Genomic DNA, 24703 nt, shown 5'->3' with positions numbered 1-24703 from the left:
AAATAAAAAGGCTCATTAGAGCCTTTTTTGTTAATGCAAACCACCCTTTTTTAATTTGATGAAAGACAATACGCCTGAATAGGAGCTTCGGCCGAATAGAAATTCATTTCTAAAGCTTTATTTAAATCCTTACAGGCTTGCTGTGGTTTACCACTTAAATACAAAGCTAAACCACGATTATAGTAAACTTTTGCGAGACTTGCATCCAATTGAAGTGCCGTATTGTAATCGGTAACTGCCTCAGTATATTTTTTTAATTTATAATATGCATTTCCTCTGTTGATAAAAGCCTTAATAAGTAAAGGATCAAATTTTATTGCTACAGTGTAATCTTCAATTGCTCCTTTCAAATTTAACTCTTTTTCCTTGCTGTATGCTCTCAACAACAGTACCTCAGCATTTGTACCACCGATACTGATTGCTTGGGTAAAATCATCTATTGCCTTTCCGTTTTTACCTAGGGACTGACGTAAAACGCCCCTGTTAAAAAAAGCTTGATAAGAGCCTTGCTCATTTACTGCCAAGTCGTAAGACGCTCTTACAAGTTCATGGTACTGCGATTTTTTTGTAAGCTTGGACAAATTTGCCAAAGCAACTGTATGGTCATTCTGGTAACTTAGCGCTTTCTGATAAGCCGTTATCGCGGAAAGCGTATCCAAATCAGTCTCCATCAAAAGACCTTTATTAACATGGTAATCTGCTTCTTCAGGCTCAATGGTGATAGCCTGATGAATATAAAATCTGGCACTATCAATATTATTAAGTTTCAAATGCGTCAAACCTAAATAATTATAAATTTCAGCGTTAATATGGGACTGAAGTGTTGTGATGCCGGTTACAGAGAAACCTGAGTTGTCATTTTTACCTTTAAAATACACCTTTGAAGTTTCGCCTGGGGGGAGTTGAAGTAAGAGATGAAAATCCTCCAATGCGTCATGATAACGCGCTTTTTCAAAATAAAGCTGAGCCCTTTTGAATCTTGCGTCTATTAAATCTGGTTTGATAAAAATAGAAATTGAATAGTCAGTAATAGCTCCTGATAGATCATCCATTTTTTCTTTGACCTGTGCTCTAAGCAGATAGGCATCAACGTACTCCCTACTTTTGGCGACTGCCAGGTCCAAACATGCTAAAGCGGAGCTTAGCTGATTATTTTGATAAAATATGCTCGCTTGTTCATACAGTTCACTTGGCCTTTCTTTCAGATCTTGTGCAGGTAAACTTAGCACAGAAAAAAGGAATAAGCATACGTTTATTAATACTTTCATGCAAGAGAAACAGTATGATCATTAAAAAAATTTTATTTGATCCTATAATTTAAACTTGGCTGATTACATTAGGTTTTAAGTTAAGATGCAACTCTACTGCTGTCAACATGCTCATAGTTTTTCCTGAAATGACACATCATGGATTTTGACAACATACTTTCCTTCCACAATGCTGGGTTTTTTATTCAGATCAGCGTCTTCATCAGTAATCGATTAACAAAATTTATCAAACTATCTTACTTTAGCCTATTAACGTAAGAAATTATCCTGTTTTATAGTTAAGCGAATGAAATCATATTGAAAAATGATTTTGTTTTACTCTAGATGCGTTAGTTTTCTATTCATTGGCATGACTTAATTAATAGATTAGGCTAATTGCTCGAATAGAGAGCAAAACCTACTTGAGTAAGAAAGTAATGCTGTGCAAGATAAAAATAAACAAATAAAGGGCGACTTTAGTGTTTAGCATGTACAAAATGATGAACATAATCTACACAATACAATGCCCGGTGTTTATGTTACGTTTGGGTAATAAATCAATTAAATATTTGCTCACTTCTCTCCGTATATCGCCTATTTATCTGTTTTTGCTACTATTTTCAGTAGTTGCCAATTATTCGTTTGGATATGCGCAATCTGTTGACAAAGATTCATTAGCGCGTATAAATGGCTTAATTGAAAAAAGTATTGTAAAGAGTAACTCGGAGCCTTCCGTAGCATTAGAGCTGGCGCTTGAGGCATTAACACAGGCTGAATATATTGGTGATGAGCCTAGTTTTGCTAAAGCTTATTATTCTGTTGGATTAGCGTATGATGTATTAGGTGAAGACCAGTTAGCTTTAAATTACTTTTTTTTAGCACTTGATAAGTATAAAACTTTAAACGATAAGCTGGAAGTAGGTAATACGCTCAATAATATAGGAGTAGTATATAATGAATTGGGAGATTATAATGAAGCGCTATCATATTACATTCAAGCTTTACAGACTATTAAAGGGCTAAATACTCCTGACTGTGAATTAAAATTATACAATAACATAGGCCTAATATATATTACAAATGGATTAGAAACAAAGGCATTAGAAAGTTTAAATAAAGCGTATCAATTAGGCGTTCAACATCAATTGGAGGATGCTATTACTTTCCCTTTGCATAATCTGGGAGATGCTTATCTGAATTTTGGAAAATATGATAGTGCACTTCACTATTTTCTTAAGTCTTATAAAGTTGATAATTCTCTAAATGACAGACAGGGTTTAGCCATTAATCTACAATCAATGGGTAAGGTGTATATTGCCCAAAGACAGTATGAGCAGGCAGAATCACACCTGATTGAATCCCTGGATATCTTAACAGAAATAGGAGACAAATACGAACAAACCAATACACTTACAATGCTGGGTAAACTGTATTATGAAACAGAAACCTATCCCAAAGCCATATTGTATAGTGAAAAAGCATTAGCGTTCGCCCAAGAGTCAAATACCAAAGATCAGATTAGAGAAGCAGCGGAAATTTTAAGTGACATAAACCGGAAATTATCAAATTTTAAAAGCGCGTTACTTTATTCAGACTTGAGTAATACCTACAAGGATAGTATCTATAATGACATCAAGAGCAAGCAATTAGTATTGCTGGAACTCAACAAGAAAGAGGTGGAGAATGCTGCACTCTTAACTGAAAATGAGTACAAAGCGTCTATTATGGACGATCAACAAATATTAATTGAAAAGCAGACCTATGCAGTAATATTCGTTTCTCTGGGATTAGTACTGAGTTTTATTGCAGTTTCTGTTCTGGTTAATTCCAATAAAGATAAAAATTTAGCGAACCAAAAGCTCATAAAACAAAAAGTGGAAATAGAAAAAATTATCAGAGAGCTGACTACTTTAAATGACAACATCAATAAGCAAAAAAATGAGCTACAGCAATCTAATCAGATTAAAGATAAACTGCTATCCATCATATCTCATGACTTTCGCAGCCCTCTAAATTCACTTGAGGGCATACTAGACTTAATAACTCAAGGAAGAATTTCTCCAGATGAGATGAAAATGGTATCCAAAGAATTACGCGTGAAAGTTAATATTACAACATGCTTACTGGATAACCTTTTAAATTGGGCAAAAAGCCAGATGCAGGGAATCAACACCAATCCAACTTATTTTGATATCAAGGAGCTTGTCAGCGATACAATTCATTTACTATCTACACAGGCTGAGAAAAAAGACATACGAATTTATAATAGAGTAGTTCATCATCAGGAAGTGTTTGCCGATTATGAAATGACTAAGCTGGTGGTTAGAAACTTAATAAGCAATGCCATTAAATTCACAGTTGCGGGAGATAAAATTTTCATTAAATCCATAGTGAAGGATGAGCATCTGGTTGTGATTGTAAAAGATACAGGCAAAGGAATTTCAAAAGAAGACCAGGTCAAATTGTTCACTAACGAAGCTAAATCAACCCTGGGTACGGCTTATGAAAAAGGAACAGGTATAGGCTTGTTGCTTTGTAAAGATTTTGTTGAGAAGAATGGAGGGATAATCAGTATTGAAAGTGAAGAGGGAGAGGGTAGTACTTTTAAATTTAGTATACCAGTAGCTGAAAATAAGTGGAAAGCAGTACACTCAAAAAAAGAACTATCTAATAAAGAATAGATAGTTCTTTTTACAAGCTAAGTAAATAAGAATTATTCAACATTAACACTGTAGTTGTTTTGCTCTTGCTTCTCATGGGGGAGTCTGATTTTAAGTAATCCATTTTCAAAAGAAGCCTCTATATTTTCTTTATTTACATATTTAGGAATACTAAAACCTCTGTAAAGTGACTTGGTATTGTATTCTCTTCTAATGTACTTAAGCTTATTCTCGCCCTCATCCTTTTCCTTTTTCTCGGCGACAATATTTAGGGTTTCATTATTAACTTCTATACTTATCTCATCTTTGGTAAATCCCGGTAATGCAATTTCTAAATCATAAGCATCAGTTTGTGCTTTGATATTTGTAGGTGGAGTTTCAGGACGGGTCAACCAGAGGTCATCAAAGGGGTCTCTAGAAAGAAATCTCTCATTATCGAAAAAGCGAGCCGGCTCATCACCGATTCTATGTAAGCCGTTGTGAAGAATATGTGGTCTCATGATGATAATTATTTGGTCATAGCCTAAGATCTAACATTTTTCAAAAAAAAAATATGAGCTAGCTCATCATTGAAGATGATTTTAATCATAAAAATGGCCTAAGTTCGTGCTTAATTTTCCTTTTTATAGTAAAGCGCTAACCCTATGCTTGTAATTATATTTGGCTTACCTGGAACAGGCAAATCATTTTTTGGAGAAAAATTATCCAAACATCTTGACTGGGAATATATTAATAGTGATAGAATACGCCATGCATTAAATTTGAGAGGCAAGTACGAAGCAAGCGATAAAAAAAAGGTGTATGAGGCTATTTTTCAAAAAGCTAAAGAACTTTTAGGCCGTAATAAGAACATCATATTGGATGCTACATTTAGTGATCACAAGCAATTAGCTGAAGCAAAAGAGCTCGCTTACAATATGGGAAAAGAAATTAAACTGATTGAAATGAAAGCTGATGAGCAAACCATAAAAGAAAGAATCAGTAAAAAGCGAAAATATTCTGAGGCTGGCTTTGACATATATGAAAAAATTAAAAATGAGTTTGATCCTATCAAAGAGCCTCATTTGGTGCTTGTCTCTTCTAATAATTCTGTGCATAAATTATTAGAAAAGGCTAAACAATATTTATTTCATGAATAAAGAAGAGTTTTTTCAACTTAAGCAAAACGGAAAGATAGGAGACAGGCCAATTGATGCCTTGCAGGCAGAATATCTGGAAACCCATATTTCCTATCTCATTCTGTTAACTGATCGCGTTTATAAAATAAAAAAAACTGTGAAGCTACCTTTTTTGGACTTCACTAGCCTTACTGACAGAAAACATTTTTGCGATAAAGAGTTAATGCTGAATAAGAGAACTGCAGCTTCTGTTTATTTGGATGTGCATGAAATAAGATCAAGCAATAAGCAACTCATCATTAATGGTACAGTGGGAGAAGTGGTAGATTATTGCGTGCTTCTTAAGAGGATGGACAATAACAAAGAGATGGACATCTTACTGAAAAAGGGTGAAGTAACAAATGAGCAAATAGATCAACTCGCTGAAGAAATTGCCAATTTTCACATAGTTGCAGATGAGGTTCACAAGGATTGGCCTTTACACTATTTAAAAATGACCTATTCGCAAATTCTTGAGTGGAGTCTACTAGCGGGAGAGAAATTAGGTCAGGAGTACAAAAATATAATTCAGCATTCGTGTAAAGTTTCAGATAAGTACCTTGAGCGAAATATTGACAAAATCAATGATAGAAGTAAAAGAGGGTTGATCAGAGATGTTCATGGTGACTTGCATAGCCACAATATATTTCTAGAAAACCCTCCGGTGCTATTTGATTGTATTGAGTTTGATGATGACTTACGTCAAATTGATCTACTAAATGAGGTTGCTTTTTTTCTCATGGATCTGGATTTTTATGAAGCAGATCAATTGGGTAAACGCTTCTATACAAATTATTTAAATCGTATGAATGAAGCAGGCTTGGGTCAGTTAGATGATGAGGATTTACTTCTTTATTATAAAATGTACAGAGCTTCAGTGAGGGCAAAAGTTGAACTTATTGGTTTAGAAAAAAATCCTAGCCGGGATGAGTATATCACACATATGGAGAATGTAAAAAAATACATCAGGCTGGTAGAAAAATACGCTGAACGATTACACAAATGAAGTTATACAACGCTGTACCACTTCAAATATGATTACTAATACTTAGGCCTTGAGTATCAATAGAGGTCTGTGGGTATGGAAAATCATATGCTTTGTTTTGCTACCATGTATTAACTTATCGAAAAAACTATGTTTTCTGGGTATCATCGCAAGCATGGATGCACTGTGTTTTTCCAGAAACTTTTCTATGCCTTCATTGATATTTTCATCTTCAATATCGTAATGGTATTTATGCCTTGTTTTTTTCAGAATCCGGTCTAATTCTTCTCCCACTTCAAGTTCAGTTTCATTTAATTTTGATGCCCCTTTGCTAACATGAAGTACATCTACTTCTGCATGAAATATATCTACCATATTGAGCAGCATACTATAATCTTCGGGCTTGTGCACCTGTTGATAATCGGTAGCCAGCACAATATTTGTTAGCTGCCCGAAAGATACATCTTCAGGAATAACCAGCAGGGGGACTTTGGAACTTTCAATAATGTGGCTGGTAGTGCTACCCAGAAGTTCTTGAATGGCATTTGCTCCGCGTGTACCCATCACAACGAGGTCAATGCTTTCGTTATCAATGATTTCTAAGATATTTTCTTCTGCAAATCCTGCCTGCAATACAGTCTCAAATTTTAGTGTTTTGCTGAATAGATAATCTTCCTTGATTTTATCCATTTCTACACTTACTTCTTTCTTGACATCTTCTATGTCTACCATTCCCTCAGGATACATACCTCCCAAAGGATACGCAGTATCTGATATGGCGGGCACCCTGTAAGAATGCAAAACAATTAGTTTTGCGTCAACTTCCTTGGCAAGCTCTACTGCGTATTGTAAAGCGTTATTGGCAGTTTTAGAAAAATCAGTAGGGGCTAAAATTTTCTTGATAGTTTTCATGGCGAATAAAATTTACTTTATGCAACTGACTCTCCGTATTGAGGTTGATATGCATTTAGCATAGCTTCCTCATTAATCCGAGTATTGATTCTTCCGAGTACAGACTCTTCAGTATTGATGATTTTTTGTAAGATTTTTGTTTCATTCTCAAATCCAATGGCTCGCAGATACAATATAAGCGTGAGGTAGCTACCGAGCTTATAATGACTGGCAAGCAGTAGTGTATTAAGAATTATAGTTTCAGTAATGTTTTTTGTTCCTACATCATTTAATACTAAGAATGCTTCTTTGAAAATTCCATTCATGCCTTCTCCGGCGGAGGAATTTAGTGGAGACTTAAGGCGACGAATTAACTGGTGATGTAAGTATAGTTTGTAATTGGTGCTTTGCTTCAGGTCAAAAAGCAGACTCTTGAGTTTTGTACTACTTGCTTTGTGATCAAATACTTGTAAGTAGGTAATATACTGGTGTTCAGACCGGTACATTTTACTCAAAAGTGTAAAGGCAAGGTCCTGATAGTTGTTAATCGCCTTCATAATTAAAAAATTTTTATTAACTTATAATAAGTACCAATATAAAGAAGGTCTTTTTATAAATATACTGCTAAAAGTCATCTTTTACTATGATTTTTATCATGTTATTTTTTTCCCTGAAATGTTAACTTATTAAAAATATAAAATGGAAAAAGCCATGAAAACACTTCAAAAACTAGACAAACATGTTATTTACCTGAATGAATTGGTTCTCCAGGTAGCATCTAATCTTAAACATCCAGATGATGTTAATTGTGCTGAGCGCGCAATCAATGCAGTGCTACTTTCTGTAAGGAATTGTTTAAACTTTGAACAGTCTATCAAATTTTTAAATTATCTGCCATTACCATTTAAGGCAATTTATATTAAGGATTGGCATATTGACGATCGTGTTCCTGAGAAAATTGAATCAATGAATGAGTTTATTGATGAAGTATTTAGGTTAGATCCCGGTTTATGTCAAAATGACTATAAAGATCGCGACGCTATCAAACAGGCAGTAAAAGCAGTGTTTAAGGTTATCGGCTTACATGTTTCAAATGCGGATCTGAGAAAAGAGCTGATGTTTCTCCCTGATGACTTGCGCTTATATCTGGAAGCTGAAGGTGTGGCTATCAAATCTAATGAGATGGACTCCAGTGTTTGGCTATCCTAAGACAATATTCACCCTAAGTAATAAGTTTACTTCGACATTTAATTTTTTAAGGGGGCAGAAATATTTATTCTAACTAACCATTCCTAACTTTTCTCTGCCAGCGAACATCAGCAGCTCTAATTAGCAGCTTTGTATATGCAATTTTTTTAAACTTAAGCTCATCTATCGTCTAATTAACGCTTAGATCGTTTGGAAGTGAAAACCATAATTCTGTAATTTCCGGAATAATGCCCATTTTAAACGATATAATTATTTAGATTGATATGAGCAATTTCTTGAAAAGCATTGACCATCCTGCCGTAGCTGCACAAGATGTAGATAAGTTAGCTGATTGGTACTGCAATGTGCTTGGTTATGAAAAATATTATCGGGATGACAAGCCAGTATGGATGTTGAAAGCTCCTGACGCCAGCTTAATCGAGATTATGCCGATAGATGAGACTCCCCGCCCTGCACGTACTACATGGACACCAGGATGGTCACATCTTGCGTTGAGAGTAAATAATATTGATCAGGCCATTCAGGAGCTGGATAAACATCATGTTCAATGGATGGGCGAAATGGTTGAAGCGATAGGAGGGGGGAAAGTCCGTTCATTTCAGGATCCTGAAGGTAATATGCTACAGGTGGTAGAAAGAATATTTATGTAATGCCAATCCGCTATTTAACGCCACCAGCGGCGCCAGAATTTAGTGTAATTATCCTGACTGAGAATACCGAGAGGACCTTTATAAATTCCTCCATCAATGATTTTGTCATACACACGAATGGCTATGGTATTGTAATCGCCATATCTAAGTATCTCCGAACTTAAATCGTATTTACGAATGCTGGTGTACGCATAATTATCATTTACGATATATTGCCCATTATCGTCAAAGCCGGTGCTACCTACCAGTTGCCCGTTTACATAGGTTTGATCGTAGTCATCTATCATTCCCAACAATAGTATTTGGTCTTTACTCTCAAGTGCTTTGGGTAAATAGAAAACCTTACGATACCAGGCAAAACCATCATAACTTGCAAAGCCTTGCTTCTCCCAAAATAATGGAGCCATAACGCTTACCCAATGAGTGGATTTATCGTTCTCCTCTTTCCATTGCATATTGTCGCCCAATCTAAAATTCCACAATCCACCCAGGTCTACATCAAGCTTGTTGTATTCAGCATTTGTTACTATGCCTATCACTCCTGAGAGGATTCCACCATCAATTTTAGCATCATATACCCTGATTGCAATAGTATTTTTTCCTTGAGGGTTAAGGTATTCAAGCGGTATAGGGTAGCGACGGAATGCATTGTATGCGGTCTGGAAGTAAGGGGGGAATGCACCAGAAAATCCGATAAGTTTACCATTCATATATACCTCATCTACATCATCAATGTATCCCAGAGAAATGTAAAGGTTTTCTTCACTTTGCTCTTCTGTTAAATCAAATGTTTTCCGATACCAGGCAAATCCATCGTAAGCATGAAATCCCTGGGTCTCCCAGGCTGAAGGTACCTGCACTTTTTCCCAGTGATCATCTCTATAAGTAACCTCCGCCCAATTTGGCTTATCTCCTATATGAAATTTCCATTCACCTTGGAGGTCAAGGCGCAACTCCCAGGAAGACGCATTGGCAACTACAATGGTAAAAGTAGAAAATACGACAAACCAAAAGGAAAATTTATGAAAGTAGGTTACTGGCATCAGCAGAATTTGACGTAAAATCAGATAATCAGAATTAAAAATTTAGAATATTTGCTTAGACGAAATTATTGATAAACCATTTTTCAATACAGAATAATATGTATGCTGTTTATCAGTTTTTGTAGCTGATATTAAATGCTTAGTAGAGAAGCCAATTTTTTTGTTTCTATAGTCTACTCTGAAGTCGTATTTTTTCATAATGTCAGAACCAATAATTCCTTGTATTGTAATATGAGTTTTCTTTTTTACAGAATTCACTAAATTACTTAAATCCATACTATAAAAGCGGGCTCTGATTTCACTGCTGCCGAGGCTTACTTTTACTTTTTTTGCCCAGCTAATACTTTTCTTTTCACCATTAAGCCCTTCAATATTATAAGAAACTTCATTGTTGACTGAAGGAACGAAACCGAACTCATCAGAAACATTTTGATTTAATACAGAAATATCTGAGCCTGTATCTACCATCAGGTAAGTTTCAATACCATTTACCCTGGCGGCCACTATCGGTTTCCTGTCCAGATGTACAAACTCAATATATTCAATTTCTGAAGCTTGCGCTTGGAGCTGAGTAGAACAACTCGCAATCATGATGCAGGTTATTATTAGTATGGGTTTCATCTCTATTGATTTTACAACATACTCAATTTAGTAGATGATTCAGAAGATTTTGCCATGCTTCAGTAATTGAATGTAAAAAGATGTCACCTGTATAAATAACTGTAAATCAATATATTATGCACAGAAAGCAAATATATAGAATAGTAAGTACTTAAAAAAAGTATAAAATAATTCTCTTTTTAAGTACAATTGTGTATATTAGCATTATCAACTTTAAAAATTAAGATAATGGAAACTAAAACACTTTATCGGGATAAGTTGGAAAACGAAAGATACGGTCGTCCTCAAAATATCAGAGTACTGGTATCTAGTTACCTTACAGAGTTGCGTGAGTCATCTTCTGAAAATAAGAAAAGACACGCTACCGCCGGATAAGCATTTTGTAGCCAATACCATGTACTGTCAGAATGATTTTTGGATTGGCAGCATTGGCTTCAATCTTGTTTCTTAGTTTGACAATGAAATTATCTATGGTTCTGGTAGTAGGTTGTTCATCTTCATATCCCCATATATTGTCCAATAGGTCATACCTGCTTACTATCTCATTCTGATGATCCCAAAGATATTTTAGCACTTCAAATTCACGATAAGTCATCTTAACCTCCTTATCATTTTCATGTGCTGTATAACTCAATAAATTGAGCTTCAATCTACCTATTTGTATATTTTTATCTTCAGTAGCTATTGTATTTCCTCCTCTCCTGAGCACCGCTTTTATTCGTGCCAGTAATTCTCTTAAGCTAAACGGTTTGGTAATATAATCGTCTGCTCCTAGTTCAAGACCGAGTACCTTGTCTATTTCATCACCTTTGGCAGTTAGCAATATGATGGGCGTACGGTTATTTTGATTTCTGACTTGCTTACAAATATCAAAGCCCGACATATTTGGCAGCATCACATCCAATAAGATAAGGTCAAATTTCCTTTGCATAATCAGCTCATATCCTATTTGCCCATCAGTTACGGTCTCAACATGATAACCTTCAAATTCTAGGTTATCTCTCAAACCCATTACCATAGCTGGTTCGTCTTCAACTACCAAAATCCGGTTCATGAATTCTCTAAAAGTTTAGTGACTTTATACCTGATCGGAAAGCAGAGCCTGAAAGTACTTCCTTCACCTAAATTGCTGATTAATTCTACTTTTCCATGATGTGCCTCCATGATATGCTTGACTAAACTCAAGCCTAAACCGGTACCTTTAACACTTTGGGAACCACTGCCTCTGAAAAATTTATCAAATATTACATTTTGATTACCATCAGAGATACCCAGCCCTTTATCAGTAACCTCAACGTAGAAATACTGGTCAGTAATGCCAGTAGATACAGCGATTTCTTTGTGCTCAGGGCTGTATTTGATTGCGTTATCTAGTAAGTTGATTAGTGCTTCAGTAATGGCTTCAGCATCTCCGTTTATTAGCATTTCATCATCTTTTGAAAAATAAGCATACTTGAAGCCCTGGCTGCTGAGGTGAAACTCATACGCCTCTACTACTTCTCTGATTAGCTCGTTCAAATCCAAAGTTTTAAGATTGTACTTCCGTTGGCCGGCTTCAATTTTGGAGAAATTGAGTATTTTATTGACCATGGCAGTGAGCCTCACTGTTTCCTGGCTGATTATTTTATAATATTCCTGCTTACGCTCTTCAGTTTTAATGCGATTAAGCATAAGTGTTTCGGCAAACATACTGATTAAGGAAAGGGGAGTTCTGAGCTCATGGGATACATTGGATACAAAATCTGACTTAATTTGAGCAAGTTCTATTTCCCTTTTCACATTACGGTAAACAAACCAAACACCAAGTAAAAGGATGAAATCAAGCCCAATAATTAAAATAATATCATTTATTAATCGGCTATGAGCCAGTGTCTCAATGGTTTGTCCATTAAGGTTGATAGATAGATAATAGTCTGGGAAAAGCCAAAAAGGAAGAGGATTGAGCTGATGCATGTTGTTATTCGCACCATCAGATGTGTAAATAAGTGAATTGTCCTGACCTCGAAAAGCAGATATCACAAATTTTTCTTGGGATATAGCCTGTATTTTGGGCCCCAGTACATTTTGAATAAATGAGGAGGGCGTTATGATGAAGCCACAAATGTAGTTGGTGGGCAAGTCTCCCTGAGGTAAGAAAATTTGCAGCATGGCATCTTGCTCTTTCAGAATAGAAATAGGTTCTATTTTTCTATAACCATTATCCAGATAAGAGAATAACCTCTCAATCAATGCCTTTCTTTGATTCAATGTTTCACTGATATGTAACCCTAACGAATCATTCACCTGGCGCCCACTACCTTCGTTGAAAAGGTAAATGTTGGCGTAATCAGCACTATCTATTGCAATGAGATATTGAATTGAATTTTTTTCAGCAAAAAAAGTAGCCAGCCTCTGGCTGTTAAAAAAAGTGCTGTCTTCCAGAAGTAAGTCAACTTCAGAAGCCCATGCGCTAAGTACATCGGTCGAGTACTGATTTACAGAAAAAAGAATTGCATCCAGCTGATTATTATAGATCTCTTCAATAATCAATTCATGCTTATTAAGCGAATTGATCTGATACACGGAAAAAAAGACCGCTGGTAAGACAAAGATTAATGAAAGGACAACTCCTATTTTAGTTAAGGTCTTGTTCATTTTGCATGTTTCTGAAAATGCCTGGAAACCTTTCAGATACTAAAATAAGGTTCCTCTTTCTAAATGAACTTCTAACTGAGGATTATTTTTAGCGATAGCATCTACGATGACCGGATTAACGTGTGTCTCATAAAGATATAAGTGCTGTAAACTGTTAATCTTAAGTACATGCAAGAGCTCTGCATCATCAACTTCTGTACCCGATAGATCTAGTATCTCTAATGACTCTAAATTCTGGAGGTAAATCAACCCATTGCCTTTGATACGAGTTTGCTGTAAAAAAAGCGCCCTCAAGTTATTCATCTGGCCGATATGATAAAATGCGTCATCGCTAATGTTACTGGCATTAAATGAAGCTCTATGAATATGCGAGAAAACTGCCTGAAGCTCAGCCAACTGGTTATCATCAAAGCTGGTACCGGGAAATTGCATGCTGAGCACAAGTCCATTCTTATTTTCTTTGTCTTTTTCCAATAAGAAAGACTGCTCTTGATGAGCCACTAGTTGTATCAGCCCATCCAATTCCTGCTCTCTTTGAGCTTGTATGCGCATCTCTTGTTGAAGGCGCTGAGCCTGACTACTCAAAAGTGTAAAATACACACTGTCTGCTCGTATGTCCGAAAGCGAAATTCCTTGTAATGCTCCTTTTTCAATCCATTTTTCTAACATCAGAATCTCCTGATTCGTCAAAGGTGTTTTACCTTCCGGAGGCATATGATCATCATGGCTTTCTTCCAGGGTGATTCGCTGAAATAACTCACTTTCGTAAGGCTTAGCAGGCACAATAGCTGTTTTTTTACTTTTACCTCCCTTGAGAAAATCATCAAAGCTAGTCATCAGATATCCTCCCTTCGTTTTATTTTCATTATGACATGAATAACAGCGAGCATCCAATGTATTTTGGATAATATCTTCAAAGACCAGCATTTCATCTAAAGGCTTTTGGTCATAAGCACTGACAGGAACAGATTTCAGCGGAAAATGCTCAGTTAAAAAATCTTCTCCGTGTGTTAAGGATCCTCCCAGATGACTGGTGTAAACTATCAGCAGGTTGGTGAGTAAAAGAATAATTAAATACCCATTCGTATATTTCTTAAAGTTCAGTTGGTAGGCTTTCCAACAGAAAAGCAAGGCAGTAAGTGCTCCTATTGCGACTGCTATTCCAGCATATAAATGAGAATATACTGTCTCACCGCTATATCCACCGCTTTGAAACAAAGCAAAGCCAATGATAACGGAGAATACACTGAAAATCGCAGATAAAATGAGTAAAAGAATTTGAAAGGAAATTTGCCTTTCTATCCATCCGAGCCGTACCATGCATTCCCAAAATAACAGTACAAAAAGCAGTACGATAGGGAAATGGATGATCAGAGGGTGGAAACGTCCGCTGAATAAGACCCATTGAGAAACGTCCTCTTCAGTGACCGGCCAGAATGGGAAAGAAAGTAAGAATAAAGAGAGCAATGTGAAAAAAAGAAATACTTGGTTAAATAAGGTGGTTTTCTTCAGCAGCGCATTTAATTTACTGGACATATTCTTATCGCTATGCATAAATTTCACATAATTCTCCGGTACTATCCCCAAAACATTCCTGAGGTACTTCGTAAATATTGAGCATGGATTGGTAAAGATTTGCCAGGGGTGTTTCTTCCTTAAATTTAAGGTTTTGCCCTGTCTTTATCGCACCGCCTCCCTTACCAGCCAACAGTACCGGTAAATTATACGGAGAGTGCCGGTTTCCATCTCTGATGCCTGAGCCCAGAAGCACCATTGAATTGTCCAGCATATTACCATCACCTTCAGGTATTGATTTGAGTTTGTTCAGAAAATAGGCATATTGTTCTACATGCCAACGGTTAATTGTTTCGTATTCATCAAGATGCCTGGGGTCGTCTTTATGATGTGAGATCTGGTGATGACTACCAAAGACACCGGGAAGAAACGTGAAGTTTCTGTTGCTAACAGAATTACCAAACATGAAGCTACTTACTCTTGTAGCATCGCTCCAGAAGGCAAGAGTCATTATATCCATCATCTGTCTTACCTTTTCAGTAATATCAACACCAAGATTCATTTCAGAATATTCGTCAATACGAACGTTGAGCCTTACAATTTCTTCACGAATATCATTTGTTATCTTTGCTTCAAAAGCTTTTTGTTGCTCATAACTCAGAATCCTTTTTTCCACCGAACGAATTGACTCCAGGTATTCTTCAAGCTTATCCTGATCGCTACGACCCAGTTTCCTTTGCAGCCCTTTTGCATCATCCATGACCAGGTCAAGCACACTTTGCTTCCAGGGATCTTCTTCCTTTTTGGAACTAGGAACAAAATTTCTGAAAAGCCTGTCAAAAGCCAGGCGTGGGTTAATTTCCTTGGAGCAGGGTTGGGTAGGAGTCTGCCATGAAATAGATGATCCGTACAGGCGGGTGAAGCCGACATTGGCATCTATGCCAGAACTAATTCTTTCCATACCATATTGTAGCGAAGGAAATAAAGTTTGATGCCCGATGTGTTTAGCGATCATTTGATCCACTGATGTACCTCCACTATGCAGGTTATCACCCGTAGTCTTAAAAATGGGCAGACAGGTTAGAAAACTGGCAGTTTTGGTATAATGCCCATCATCCCCCCGATAGCTGCTAAGCCTGTTTCTCAGCTCATTTAGTACCAGTATATCGTCTTTGACAGTTTGCAATGGAGAGAGGATGGGAGAGAGCTCAAAGTTTCTGCCGTACTGCATGGGAGTCCACTTGTCAGGATGTACACCATTGGGCATAAACATAAAGGCAGCTCTTAATGGAGGTTTTTGTAAAGGAGAAGATATCAGGCTATTGGGAACCATTGCATCCAGAAATGGCAGAGCAATACTGGCTCCAAGACCTTTTAACATTCTACGACGCGAAATCTGCCAGGACTTTTTCATAGTACATCAAGTTTTCTCCCGTAATCATTGGTGCGATAACGAAAGGGATATGAGTTTACAAGTTCTTTTATAAGGGCGGTTGAATTGAAGTTATTTTCAATGAGTATTTTGGAGAGGTTTTGCATGGTAGGCTCATCTACAAACTCAATGGAGCGACCAATAGCATAAGTAAACATCCGTTCTGAGATGGTTCTGGCAAAATTATCCTGCTTTTGAAAAAGTATCTTTTTCAATTCTATCGGCCCGTTAAACGGCTCTCCACTCGCCAGCGTATCCCAGGCTATGATAGGTTCTGTTGAACCATAGGTATCTCTCCAGCGACCGATAGCATCATAGTGTTCTAGTCCGAAGCCTATCGGATCCATTTTTTGGTGACAACTTCTACAGGCATCGTTATCACGGTGAATTTCCAATAAATTTCTTAGGCTGGTACCTTCATGCGAGGACTCTTCGGGAAGCTCCCCTACGTCCGGTGGTGGTGGTGGTGGCGGAGTACCTAATATTTCTTCTAAAACCCATTTGCCACGGAGTACCGGACTTGTCCTGAGCGGGAGAGAAGTTGAGGCAAGTACACTGCCCATTCCCATAACACCTCCACGGCTGCGATTGGCGAGCTGGACTTTGCGAAATTCTTCCCCTTCCACATCAGCTATACCATAATGATCAGCCAAAGTTTCATTCAGAAAAGTGTAGTCACTGTCAATCAGTTCAAGTAAGTTGTGGCCGTCTGTGATGATATGCGTGAAGTATTCCACAGTCTCCTGGTACATAGCCTGCCTGAGGTTTTCATCAAACTCAGGAAACTTTTCAGGATCTACAGGGCTGCTACTTTTTAACTTAGTAATGCCCATCCACTGTGAAATGAAGCTTTCGGCAAAGCGTGCTGCTTTAGGGTCTTTTAGCATTCGTTCTACCTGCTCGTTGAGTACCTGAGTATCATGGAGGTTTTCGCGATAGGCTACTTCAAACAGTTCCTGATCAGGCATACTGGACCATAAGAAATAAGAAAGCCGGCTTGCCAGTTCAAAATTACTAAGAGGATAGGGGATATCTACCGGTTGTTCATCTTCAACCTTATACAGAAACTGCGGAGAAATCATCATCGCTTTCAGGCATTCCTGGATAGCTGTATCAAAGCGTTCGGGAGTGTTAAGGCTGTCAGAACCAGCATAGACCTGCTGAAAAAGCCTGATCAAATCATTTTTTTCCTGGGGTTTTACAAAGCGGCGATAGGTTTTTGTAGCAAAGGGGAAAAGCACTTCTTTAGCGGCCAGGCTAGGGTGGTGCAAAGGATCTAATTCCACAAAAAAACTTTTTATCCAGCGTATTGCTTTTTGCCAGATTGAAGGATCGTATGGCTGAGCTACGATGGCAGTCCATAGCTTAGGGTCTTTAGATACTGCATCCACGATTTGGTCTGCTGCTGCATAATAGCGCTCCAGCTTTAGTGGGGTAAAGAACAAAGTTCGGGCATAATTATCAAAGCCACTTCCACCGGAGCCATCAGCAGGAAAAAAAGCCTCGGCATCAAAATCCACCCCTATTAAATCTTTGACTGTATATTGATATTCTCTATGGCTTAACCTGCGAATTACTACCCGGCCAGGATTATTTTCAGTAAGTGAGCTTATCAATATGTCATTGATGCCATCTACCAGTATATGATATTCATTCTCGGTCAGTCTGGGTCTGGTGTCAGGAGGCATTTGACCTGATTGCAATTGTTTCACCACTTTCAGCCATATATGACCATCGTCAAGAAGTCTACCCTGATTTTCATATTTTTCCAGGTTGATACCACCTGCTACTTTTCCAACATTATGACAGCTAAAGCAGTGCTGATCTAAAACAGGGCGAATATCCTCAATAAAATCATATTTGGGTTGGGCAGCTAATGATGCATTGGAAAAAATGAATAGCGACAGAAAAAAAATACGATGGATAGGCGTCTTATTTAGTATCATAAATGCTGTAAAATTGAATGGCTGAAAAGTATCCTGAAGAGCCAAGCAATGTGCATAATTTATAAAAAGTACTGTAATTTTACAATCATCACTGCCGCTTGCTTGATCATATTTTTTATCGCTCCATGCTACATTTTGTAAATTAACCTACCCATAATCGAGAAGAAATAATAATAATTACTTTATAAAAAGGCTTAATTTTACAATTTTGATTTCTTTTACTTAAGCATCAATTTGCATTTACTGACTAATACCTACAACCTATGCGAATTTATTTATGGACCTATTGTCTGTTGTTTACATTATTCTGCACCCCCTTAAGGGCTCAGCAATCGAGTGAAAATCTAATCAGACATAACTTTCTGAGTGAGTCGTTTCCAAGAGAAAAACTTTCAAGCCTACTGATCCCAGAAAATGAGTGGCATCCTTTCCCAAAAAGTAGTGAGCGACAGGAATGGGAAAGTGTAAATAAAAAAATAAGATCTGGTTATATTAAAAAAGCAGAAGAAGCACTTCAGCAGGAATGGGAGTCGCTCCCTGCGACAGTCTTTCTAGAATTTGCCCGCAATGGTAATCGCTCGAACTTCCAGGCGCTGCGTTCATCCCGTAGAAATGCGCTACTTGATCTGGTGTTAGGTGAATGTATTGAAAACCAGGGCAGATTTACTGAAGCCATTGTAAATGCCGTCTGGTCCATTTGTGAAGAGTCGTACTGGGGTGTGCCAGCTCATCTGTATTTACAGGAAGCCGGTCCCGGATTACCCGATGTGGAAGAGCCTACCATAGACCTGTTTGCTGCCGAAACCGCGGCGCTGCTTGCCTGGACAGAATATCTGCTGGGAGACCAACTGGATGAGGTTTCTCCATTGATCCGTAAAAGGCTTTCATATGAGTTTGATAGACGTGTTTTTGAGCCCTTTGAGGTGCGGGATGACTTTTGGTGGATGGGCTTTGACAGAGACAGGCATGTAAACAACTGGAACCCGTGGATCAATTCCAATATTTTAACAGCTAGCCTACTTCACCTGGAAGACCCTAAAAGAAAGTCAGCGATTGCCCACAAGTCATTGCGCAGTCTGGATAACTTCCTGAACCATTATCCTGCTGATGGTGGGTGTGATGAAGGTCCCAGCTATTGGAGCCGTGCGGCGGGCTCATTATTTGACTGTCTGGAAATTTTGTACAGTGCCTCCGCGCAGCGTATTGATGTATATGATGAGGCGCTCATTCAGAAAATGGGCTCATACATATATAAGACCTACATAGATGATGATTATTTTGTAAATTTTGCTGACGCGGCGGCGCTCAATACCATACAGGAAGACCTGGTATTTCGGTATGGAGAACGTATCAATGACAGCAATATGAAAGCCCTGGGAGCCAGTAAAGCTTCTCAGCGGGATGTAGAAGAAGATTTACCTACTGATGACCGTAGCCTGGGCCGCCATCTTTATGCGATCTTCAACCGTGAAAATATTGAGCAATACCCAGTAACCAAAACCCCTTATATTTCCGATGCCTGGTTTCCTGACTTACAGGTGATGACTGCCCGAACTGAACAGGGTACTCCCGAAGGCTTATTTCTTGCCGCACAAGGGGGCCATAATGCCGAAAGTCATAACCATAATGATGTGGGAAATTTTATTGTTTATGTGGACGGCCAACCGGCAATTATTGATGTTGGTGTAGAAGAATATACGGCTAAAACTTTCAGCCCTCAGCGCTACGAAATCTGGACCATGCAGTCTGCTTATCATAATGTACCTACCATCAATGGATTTATGCAGCTTCCCGGAAGAAAGTATGCTGCCCGTGATGTGAAGTTTGAAAAGAACGAGCAGGAGGTAAGCTTTTCATTGGACATCTCCAGCGCTTATCCTGAAGAGGCAGCGATTAATTTCTGGCAGAGAGACATTCGGTTTGTCCGCGATACCTGGGTACAGATCAATGATAAATATGAACTTGATGAGCTTAAAGGAGAAATGCATTTTACCTTGATGACTGCATTTGATGTAGAAAAAGTAGCGGATGGAAAGCTCAGATTACAGGGGCGCGAAGACGCTAGTGATGTAGTAGCTTTCCTTTTCTTTGATGCAGAGAAATTCTCTTTAAATACTGAGGAAATTAAGATTACCGATAAGAAACTTCTGAAATCGTGGCCAGACACAATCTACAGGATGCACTTTACTGCCCAAGATCCCAAAAAAAATGATCAGTGGCGTTTCACCATTGCCAAAGATGAGCAGGTTGAGAAACATCTGTGATGAAATAAAACTCAAATTTGAATGATCGTTCTTCTATGAAAAAACTAGTTTTACCTCTGATTGGTATATTGCTCTTGGCTATAAATGCACATAGTCAAAATACTACACTTATTGATTTGGAGCATATCCGGGAAGTCAAAGAGCATAAGTTCTTTTTCAAGAATGAAATCAGCGAGCTAATGGAGCGGGCCGATGCATTATTGGATATGCAGGCTGTATCGGTAATGGATAAAGAAATGGTAGCCAGCAGTGGTGATAAGCATGACTATATGAGTCAGGGGCCCTACTGGTGGCCTGATCCTGACAAGCCAGACGGATTACCCTACATCAGGCGTGATGGAGAAAAAAATCCTGAAATTGAGCTGATCTCAGACAAGAAAAACCTTCATAAACTGATTGATGCTGTGGACCTATTAGGGCTTGCATACTTCTATAGTGAAGATGAGAAATACGCTAAGAAAGCTTCTGATTTACTCCATACCTGGTTTATTGACCCTGCTACCCGTATGAATCCAAACCTGAACTTTGGGCAGGCTATTCCCGGTAGAACAGAAGGAAGAGGGATAGGCATCATTGAAACCCGTGATTTTGGATATCTTCTGGATGCGATTACACTGCTTTCAACTTCTGAAGCCATGACGCAGAAACAGCATGAGAGCTTGATCAGTTGGGTAAAAGATTATCTGGACTGGCTGATCAACAGCCAACACGGCAAAAATGAAGCGGTAAACGGAAATAATCATACCACCTGGTACTTTGTACAGACCATGAGCATGGCGCTTTTCACTGAACAGCATGCCTTAGCGCAGGAGTTACAAGCCAATGGGCTAAAGTTAATCCTGGACAGCCAAATTGAAGCTGATGGAAGCCAACCGGAAGAACTGGCTAGAACCCGTACATGGGATTACAGTAGCATGAATTTGATGGCGATCTACTATTATGCAATTCTTTCGGAAAAGGTAGGCAAAGCAGTCTGGGACTATAACGATCAGATAATTCGTAAGGCCCTGGATTTTCTTCTACCTTATCTCAATGAGGAGAATGAATGGAAGTATCAACAGATCACAGAATTTAATGTCGAAAGATTATTTCCTGTCCTTATCATTGCCGCCAACCACTACTCTGAGGGCATTTATGAACATATCCTCTACCAAAAATATCATCTGCCAGAAGATGAGCTGATGCTCACTTTACGTTTTCCTTAAATCTCTGTGAATTGGATTGGTGAAAAAACAATTCAGTTTTATGAAACCTTTCTTGTTTTTTTCTTTTTTTAATTAGACTCTATCTAAATAACTATTAAATTGCGGCTGTCGTCCATCAATGAAGCTGAGATGCTATTAATGAAAACTTTGGATCAATTAAAACCCGGCGAAAAAGCTGTGATAAAAAATATCAAACCATCGTCATTGACAATTAAATTGTTGGAAATGGGTTTGTTACCTGGCAAAGAGGTAAGCTTTAACTACCGAGCTCCCCTGGGAGACCCCATCTCAGTAAGAATTTCAGGTTATAATTTATCTCTTAGAATTGACGAAGCGAGTCTAGTTGAAATCATATGAACTATCCTGCGGAAACTTTACCTCAAAGTCCATCTATAAAATCAAACCGTAGCATTGCGCTGGTAGGTAATCCTAATTCCGGTAAATCTACAATTTTCAATCTGCTCACCGGGCTGAATCAAAAGGTAGGTAATTATCCTGGAGTGACCGTTGATAAAAAAACGGGGAGGACAAAACTGCCGGGTGATACGACTGCTGAAATTATTGATCTTCCTGGTACCTATAGTCTCTATCCTCGTTCGGCAGACGAAAAAGTTGTGCTGGATGTGTTAATGCATCCCGAAAAAGACAAAAGGCCTGACATTGCGGTAGTCATCGCAGATATGAATAATCTTGAGCGAAACCTACTGCTTTTTACGCAGATTCGTGATTTGGCCATTCCTGCAGTACTGGTGCTAAATATGGCAGATATCGCCCGCAAAAAAGGTGTGAGCGTAGATAGCGAATTGCTTAGCAGACAACTGGGGAATGTGCCGGTAGTGCGCATGAATGCTCGGAATGGTGAAGGCCTGGATAAGCTGAAAAAAGTGTTAAGTCAGGAAATAGTCAATCAGGAAGAGCCGTTTCTTGATGTTCTTCCGCTGGCTCCGGAATGTATTGCTGAGGTAAAGCATATGTATGGAGTAAATAATTATTATGAGGCCTATCAGTGGTTACAAAGTGCAGAGAGGCTCCTTTTCATAGATGAGCAGCAACAGGAACAAATCAAAAAAACACGTGACTCTTTCGGGTTTCAGGCCAATGAGCTTCAGATCAAGGAAACTACGGAGCGGTATCGTAAAATCCAGCAGGTTCTGCAGGATACCATCAGTACGCCTGATGCAGCAGGACAACAGTCTTTTTCAAACCGCATAGACCGGGTACTAACGCATAAGGTCTTCGGTTACCTGATTTTTTTCGCTATACTTTTCCTGATTTTCCAGGCCATTTTTGCATGGGCAAGCGTACCCATGGACATCATAGATTATATTTTCGCAGAGTTTAGCGGATGGATACAGGATAACCTTCCTGAAGGCGTCCTGACAAGCCTTCTGGCTGAAGGTATTGTGCCTGGAATCGGTGGCATAGTTATTTTTGTGCCTCAGATTGCCATTTTATTTGCCTTTATCGCATTGCTGGAAGAGTCAGGGTATATGTCCAGAGTGGTATTTCTGATGGACAAAGTAATGCGTAAAGTGGGGCTTAATGGCAGGAGTGTAGTGCCCTTGATTTCAGGTTTGGCCTGCGCGATACCTGCGATAATGGCTACGCGTAGTATCGACAGTTGGAAAGACCGCCTGATCACTATCATGGTTACTCCGCTGATGAGTTGTTCTGCTCGCTTGCCAGTATATACAGTTCTGATTGCCCTGGTAGTCCCTTCTACCTATATCTGGGGTGTGATCAACCTGCAGGGCATCGTATTAATGGGCATGTATCTTTTGGGATTCATGGCTGCACTTGGTTCTGCCTGGATCATGAAGCTGATTGTTAAGACCAAAGAAAGAAGTTTTCTGATCATGGAAATGCCTGCTTATCGCTGGCCTCGTTGGAAAAATGTGGGTTTCACCGTGCTTGAAAAGTCTAAGACTTTTGTATTTGAGGCAGGTAAAATCATTTTTGCGGTTTCTATTGTCCTCTGGGTATTGGCTTCCTACGGACCGGGAGATGATATAGCCCAGGCAGAACAACAGCTACGTGAACAGGCTGAAGGCTCAAATGATCTTGAGTTTTTGGAAACACTGGAGACAGAAATAGCTACTTCCCGGCTTGAAAATTCTTATGCGGGAAAATTTGGAAAGTGGATTGAGCCGGTGATCAGGCCGCTGGGCTACGATTGGAAAATCGGTATTGCCCTGATAACATCTTTTGCAGCCCGGGAAGTCTTTGTGGGAACCATGGCAACACTGTATAGTGTAGGAGAAGATTTTGATGACGAAAGTACGATTATCGGGCGCATGCGTTCTGAAAGAAACCCTGATACCGGGCAGCAGGTTTTTCGTCCGGCTGTTGCATTCTCCCTGTTGGTTTTCTATGCTTTTGCGATGCAGTGCATGAGTACCATCGCAGTGGTATATCGTGAAACTAAAGGGTGGAAGTGGCCTGTTATACAAACAGTATACATGACAATGCTGGCCTATGTGTCGGCCTTGCTGGTTTTCCAACTTTTTTCTTAAAACGATATTTATGCTACATGAAATTATCCTTATCGCGATATTTTTAGGAGCGCTCTACTATCTGGGACGTTTGGTATATAAGAGTTTTGCATCTGACAAAGCCTGTCCGAAAGGATGTGGCAGTTGTGATGCTGTGGATTTTAAAAAGATACAGGAACAGATCAAGATAAAGGAAGCTGAGAATCAAAAAGTTAATGCTTAGACATTTCTTTTTTTTCTGCTTTTTGTTGCTCGTAAGCTTCTCCTGTAATTCAGGTGGAGATAATGAGACTCAGGTGATTCTTCTTCGTCATGCTGAAAAGGTATCTATTCCCAAAGACGATCCTCCGCTGACAGAAAAAGGGAAAATAAGGGCTGCACAGCTTTGGGAAAATCTTGGTGTAGATACTATCCATGCCCTTTTCAGTACTGATTTTCAGCGTACCCGGGCTACCCTAGAACCGATATCAGAAGCGTTTAAATTGCCAATTAACATTTACGAAGCGCGTAATTATCAAGGCTTAGCAGAAAAGATCAAAGCTAAGCATTCAGGGCAAACTGTTTTGGTATCAGGTCATAGCAATACCATACTGCCCATCATAGAAGCGTTGGGAGCAAATCCGCCCATAGATCAAATTGGCGATCAGGACTATGATTATATTTTTTCAGTAAGCATAGATGCTGACGGAAGTACCCAGGTTAAGCTAGGTAAATACCCATTGCATCAGTAATAGCAGATTTAAGCAGTCTGC

At 38.7% G+C, this 24703-nt stretch carries 23 protein-coding genes; 12 read left to right on the top strand and 11 right to left on the bottom strand.

Annotated elements, in window-relative coordinates; translation table 11 throughout:
- Nucleotides 1-50: 50 nt before the first annotated feature.
- Nucleotides 51-1268 carry a tetratricopeptide repeat protein gene (locus OKW21_RS13390; protein WP_277480058.1) on the bottom strand — a complete coding sequence of 406 codons (1218 nt, stop codon included), beginning with the start codon at nucleotides 1266-1268 and terminating at the stop codon, nucleotides 51-53.
- Between the two features lie 515 nt (nucleotides 1269-1783).
- Here OKW21_RS13390 and OKW21_RS13385 point away from each other — a divergent pair.
- A complete protein-coding gene (locus OKW21_RS13385; protein WP_277480057.1) occupies nucleotides 1784-3928 on the top strand; it encodes a tetratricopeptide repeat-containing sensor histidine kinase in 2145 nt (714 codons plus the stop codon).
- Nucleotides 3929-3960: 32 nt separating this feature from the next.
- Here the strand turns inward: OKW21_RS13385 and OKW21_RS13380 are convergent, their stop codons facing one another.
- Nucleotides 3961-4407 (bottom strand): Hsp20/alpha crystallin family protein, encoded by a 447-nt coding sequence (locus OKW21_RS13380; protein WP_277480056.1) that lies wholly within the window; start codon nucleotides 4405-4407, stop codon nucleotides 3961-3963.
- 144 nt (nucleotides 4408-4551) lie between these two features.
- Between OKW21_RS13380 and OKW21_RS13375 the strand changes: the two genes are divergently transcribed.
- Nucleotides 4552-5046 (top strand): P-loop nucleotide/nucleoside kinase family protein, encoded by a 495-nt coding sequence (locus tag OKW21_RS13375; RefSeq protein WP_277480055.1) that lies wholly within the window; start codon nucleotides 4552-4554, stop codon nucleotides 5044-5046.
- Nucleotides 5039-6070: a phosphotransferase gene (locus OKW21_RS13370; protein WP_277480054.1), complete on the top strand. Its 1032-nt coding sequence runs from the start codon at nucleotides 5039-5041 to the stop codon at nucleotides 6068-6070. Before OKW21_RS13375 ends, OKW21_RS13370 begins: the two co-directional genes overlap by 8 nt.
- A gap of 42 nt (nucleotides 6071-6112) precedes the next feature.
- Here the strand turns inward: OKW21_RS13370 and OKW21_RS13365 are convergent, their stop codons facing one another.
- Nucleotides 6113-6961, bottom strand: a complete 849-nt coding sequence (locus tag OKW21_RS13365; RefSeq protein ID WP_277480053.1) for a universal stress protein — start codon at nucleotides 6959-6961, stop codon at nucleotides 6113-6115.
- A gap of 17 nt (nucleotides 6962-6978) precedes the next feature.
- Nucleotides 6979-7497: a DUF892 family protein gene (locus OKW21_RS13360; RefSeq protein WP_277480052.1), complete on the bottom strand. Its 519-nt coding sequence runs from the start codon at nucleotides 7495-7497 to the stop codon at nucleotides 6979-6981.
- A 142-nt stretch (nucleotides 7498-7639) separates the two neighbouring features.
- On the opposite strand from OKW21_RS13360, the gene OKW21_RS13355 reads away from it, so the two are divergent.
- Both OKW21_RS13355 and OKW21_RS13350 read left to right on the top strand, forming a co-directional pair.
- Nucleotides 7640-8149, top strand: coding sequence for a DUF2267 domain-containing protein (locus OKW21_RS13355; protein ID WP_277480051.1), 510 nt, complete (start codon nucleotides 7640-7642; stop codon nucleotides 8147-8149).
- Nucleotides 8150-8412: 263 nt separating this feature from the next.
- Nucleotides 8413-8799, top strand: a complete 387-nt coding sequence (locus OKW21_RS13350) for a VOC family protein (protein WP_277480050.1) — start codon at nucleotides 8413-8415, stop codon at nucleotides 8797-8799.
- Between the two features lie 14 nt (nucleotides 8800-8813).
- On the opposite strand, the gene OKW21_RS13345 is transcribed toward OKW21_RS13350, so the two are convergent.
- Together OKW21_RS13345 and OKW21_RS13340 are read right to left on the bottom strand one after the other, a co-directional pair.
- On the bottom strand, nucleotides 8814-9842 hold the full coding sequence (locus OKW21_RS13345) for a beta galactosidase jelly roll domain-containing protein (protein ID WP_277480049.1): 1029 nt from the start codon (nucleotides 9840-9842) through the stop codon (nucleotides 8814-8816).
- Between the two features lie 42 nt (nucleotides 9843-9884).
- Nucleotides 9885-10463, bottom strand: coding sequence for an aspartyl protease family protein (locus tag OKW21_RS13340; protein WP_277480048.1), 579 nt, complete (start codon nucleotides 10461-10463; stop codon nucleotides 9885-9887).
- 228 nt (nucleotides 10464-10691) lie between these two features.
- On the opposite strand from OKW21_RS13340, the gene OKW21_RS13335 reads away from it, so the two are divergent.
- Nucleotides 10692-10838, top strand: a complete 147-nt coding sequence (locus OKW21_RS13335; RefSeq protein WP_277480047.1) for a hypothetical protein — start codon at nucleotides 10692-10694, stop codon at nucleotides 10836-10838.
- Here OKW21_RS13335 and OKW21_RS13330 read toward each other — a convergent pair.
- Genes OKW21_RS13330 through OKW21_RS13310 form a run of 5 tightly spaced genes read right to left on the bottom strand, consistent with a single transcriptional unit; the run spans nucleotide 10825 to nucleotide 17990 of the window.
- The gene (locus OKW21_RS13330; protein WP_277480046.1) at nucleotides 10825-11517 is read right to left on the bottom strand and encodes a response regulator transcription factor; all 693 of its coding nucleotides are present in this window, start codon (nucleotides 11515-11517) and stop codon (nucleotides 10825-10827) included. The two genes, OKW21_RS13335 and OKW21_RS13330, sit on opposite strands and share 14 nt — an antisense overlap.
- On the bottom strand, nucleotides 11514-13097 hold the full coding sequence (locus OKW21_RS13325) for a sensor histidine kinase (RefSeq protein ID WP_277480045.1): 1584 nt from the start codon (nucleotides 13095-13097) through the stop codon (nucleotides 11514-11516). Before OKW21_RS13325 ends, OKW21_RS13330 begins: the two co-directional genes overlap by 4 nt.
- 39 nt (nucleotides 13098-13136) lie before the next feature.
- Nucleotides 13137-14633, bottom strand: a complete 1497-nt coding sequence (locus OKW21_RS13320) for a c-type cytochrome domain-containing protein (protein ID WP_277480044.1) — start codon at nucleotides 14631-14633, stop codon at nucleotides 13137-13139.
- A gap of 10 nt (nucleotides 14634-14643) precedes the next feature.
- Nucleotides 14644-16026, bottom strand: a complete 1383-nt coding sequence (locus tag OKW21_RS13315; protein WP_277480043.1) for a DUF1552 domain-containing protein — start codon at nucleotides 16024-16026, stop codon at nucleotides 14644-14646.
- Complete coding sequence (locus OKW21_RS13310; protein ID WP_277480042.1) at nucleotides 16023-17990, bottom strand: DUF1592 domain-containing protein; 1968 nt, start codon at nucleotides 17988-17990, stop codon at nucleotides 16023-16025. The genes OKW21_RS13315 and OKW21_RS13310 overlap by 4 nt, the downstream gene beginning before the upstream one ends.
- 263 nt (nucleotides 17991-18253) lie before the next feature.
- Between OKW21_RS13310 and OKW21_RS13305 the strand changes: the two genes are divergently transcribed.
- From OKW21_RS13305 to OKW21_RS13280, 6 genes are all read left to right on the top strand, one after another.
- Nucleotides 18254-20254, top strand: a complete 2001-nt coding sequence (locus OKW21_RS13305) for a heparinase II/III domain-containing protein (RefSeq protein WP_277480041.1) — start codon at nucleotides 18254-18256, stop codon at nucleotides 20252-20254.
- A gap of 35 nt (nucleotides 20255-20289) precedes the next feature.
- Complete coding sequence (locus tag OKW21_RS13300; protein WP_277480040.1) at nucleotides 20290-21459, top strand: alginate lyase family protein; 1170 nt, start codon at nucleotides 20290-20292, stop codon at nucleotides 21457-21459.
- Nucleotides 21460-21588: 129 nt separating this feature from the next.
- The gene (locus OKW21_RS13295) at nucleotides 21589-21816 is read left to right on the top strand and encodes a FeoA family protein (RefSeq protein WP_338130116.1); all 228 of its coding nucleotides are present in this window, start codon (nucleotides 21589-21591) and stop codon (nucleotides 21814-21816) included.
- Entirely contained in the window at nucleotides 21813-23972 is a 2160-nt protein-coding gene (feoB, locus tag OKW21_RS13290; RefSeq protein WP_277480038.1) for a ferrous iron transport protein B, read from the top strand. The genes OKW21_RS13295 and feoB overlap by 4 nt, the downstream gene beginning before the upstream one ends.
- A 10-nt stretch (nucleotides 23973-23982) precedes the next feature.
- A complete protein-coding gene (locus tag OKW21_RS13285; protein WP_277480037.1) occupies nucleotides 23983-24174 on the top strand; it encodes a FeoB-associated Cys-rich membrane protein in 192 nt (63 codons plus the stop codon).
- Complete coding sequence (locus tag OKW21_RS13280) at nucleotides 24167-24682, top strand: histidine phosphatase family protein (protein ID WP_277480036.1); 516 nt, start codon at nucleotides 24167-24169, stop codon at nucleotides 24680-24682. Before OKW21_RS13285 ends, OKW21_RS13280 begins: the two co-directional genes overlap by 8 nt.
- Nucleotides 24683-24703: the final 21 nt, after the last annotated feature.

Source organism: Catalinimonas alkaloidigena (assembly GCF_029504655.1).
In the GTDB taxonomy this organism is placed as follows: Bacteria; Bacteroidota; Bacteroidia; order Cytophagales; family Cyclobacteriaceae; genus Catalinimonas; species Catalinimonas alkaloidigena.
The sequence above is the reverse complement of the archived record's forward strand: the minus strand, read 5'-3'. Positions and strand labels throughout refer to the sequence as shown.

Bases quoted from the DNA above. Each gene is read 5' to 3' on its own strand.
- OKW21_RS13355 (WP_277480051.1), top strand. From the start codon at position 7,640: ATGGAAAAAGCCATGAAAACACTTCAAAAACTAGACAAACATGTTATT.
- OKW21_RS13320 (WP_277480044.1), bottom strand. From the start codon at position 14,633: ATGTCCAGTAAATTAAATGCGCTGCTGAAGAAAACCACCTTATTTAAC.
- OKW21_RS13350 (WP_277480050.1), top strand. From the start codon at position 8,413: ATGAGCAATTTCTTGAAAAGCATTGACCATCCTGCCGTAGCTGCACAA.
- OKW21_RS13345 (WP_277480049.1), bottom strand. From the start codon at position 9,842: ATGCCAGTAACCTACTTTCATAAATTTTCCTTTTGGTTTGTCGTATTT.
- OKW21_RS13295 (WP_338130116.1), top strand. From the start codon at position 21,589: ATGCTATTAATGAAAACTTTGGATCAATTAAAACCCGGCGAAAAAGCT.
- OKW21_RS13325 (WP_277480045.1), bottom strand. From the start codon at position 13,097: ATGAACAAGACCTTAACTAAAATAGGAGTTGTCCTTTCATTAATCTTT.
- OKW21_RS13285 (WP_277480037.1), top strand. From the start codon at position 23,983: ATGCTACATGAAATTATCCTTATCGCGATATTTTTAGGAGCGCTCTAC.
- OKW21_RS13370 (WP_277480054.1), top strand. From the start codon at position 5,039: ATGAATAAAGAAGAGTTTTTTCAACTTAAGCAAAACGGAAAGATAGGA.
- OKW21_RS13340 (WP_277480048.1), bottom strand. From the start codon at position 10,463: ATGAAACCCATACTAATAATAACCTGCATCATGATTGCGAGTTGTTCT.
- OKW21_RS13280 (WP_277480036.1), top strand. From the start codon at position 24,167: ATGCTTAGACATTTCTTTTTTTTCTGCTTTTTGTTGCTCGTAAGCTTC.
- OKW21_RS13300 (WP_277480040.1), top strand. From the start codon at position 20,290: ATGAAAAAACTAGTTTTACCTCTGATTGGTATATTGCTCTTGGCTATA.
- OKW21_RS13385 (WP_277480057.1), top strand. From the start codon at position 1,784: ATGTTACGTTTGGGTAATAAATCAATTAAATATTTGCTCACTTCTCTC.
- feoB (WP_277480038.1), top strand. From the start codon at position 21,813: ATGAACTATCCTGCGGAAACTTTACCTCAAAGTCCATCTATAAAATCA.
- OKW21_RS13310 (WP_277480042.1), bottom strand. From the start codon at position 17,990: ATGATACTAAATAAGACGCCTATCCATCGTATTTTTTTTCTGTCGCTA.
- OKW21_RS13305 (WP_277480041.1), top strand. From the start codon at position 18,254: ATGCGAATTTATTTATGGACCTATTGTCTGTTGTTTACATTATTCTGC.
- OKW21_RS13315 (WP_277480043.1), bottom strand. From the start codon at position 16,026: ATGAAAAAGTCCTGGCAGATTTCGCGTCGTAGAATGTTAAAAGGTCTT.
- OKW21_RS13330 (WP_277480046.1), bottom strand. From the start codon at position 11,517: ATGAACCGGATTTTGGTAGTTGAAGACGAACCAGCTATGGTAATGGGT.
- OKW21_RS13380 (WP_277480056.1), bottom strand. From the start codon at position 4,407: ATGAGACCACATATTCTTCACAACGGCTTACATAGAATCGGTGATGAG.
- OKW21_RS13335 (WP_277480047.1), top strand. From the start codon at position 10,692: ATGGAAACTAAAACACTTTATCGGGATAAGTTGGAAAACGAAAGATAC.
- OKW21_RS13360 (WP_277480052.1), bottom strand. From the start codon at position 7,497: ATGAAGGCGATTAACAACTATCAGGACCTTGCCTTTACACTTTTGAGT.
- OKW21_RS13365 (WP_277480053.1), bottom strand. From the start codon at position 6,961: ATGAAAACTATCAAGAAAATTTTAGCCCCTACTGATTTTTCTAAAACT.
- OKW21_RS13390 (WP_277480058.1), bottom strand. From the start codon at position 1,268: ATGAAAGTATTAATAAACGTATGCTTATTCCTTTTTTCTGTGCTAAGT.
- OKW21_RS13375 (WP_277480055.1), top strand. From the start codon at position 4,552: ATGCTTGTAATTATATTTGGCTTACCTGGAACAGGCAAATCATTTTTT.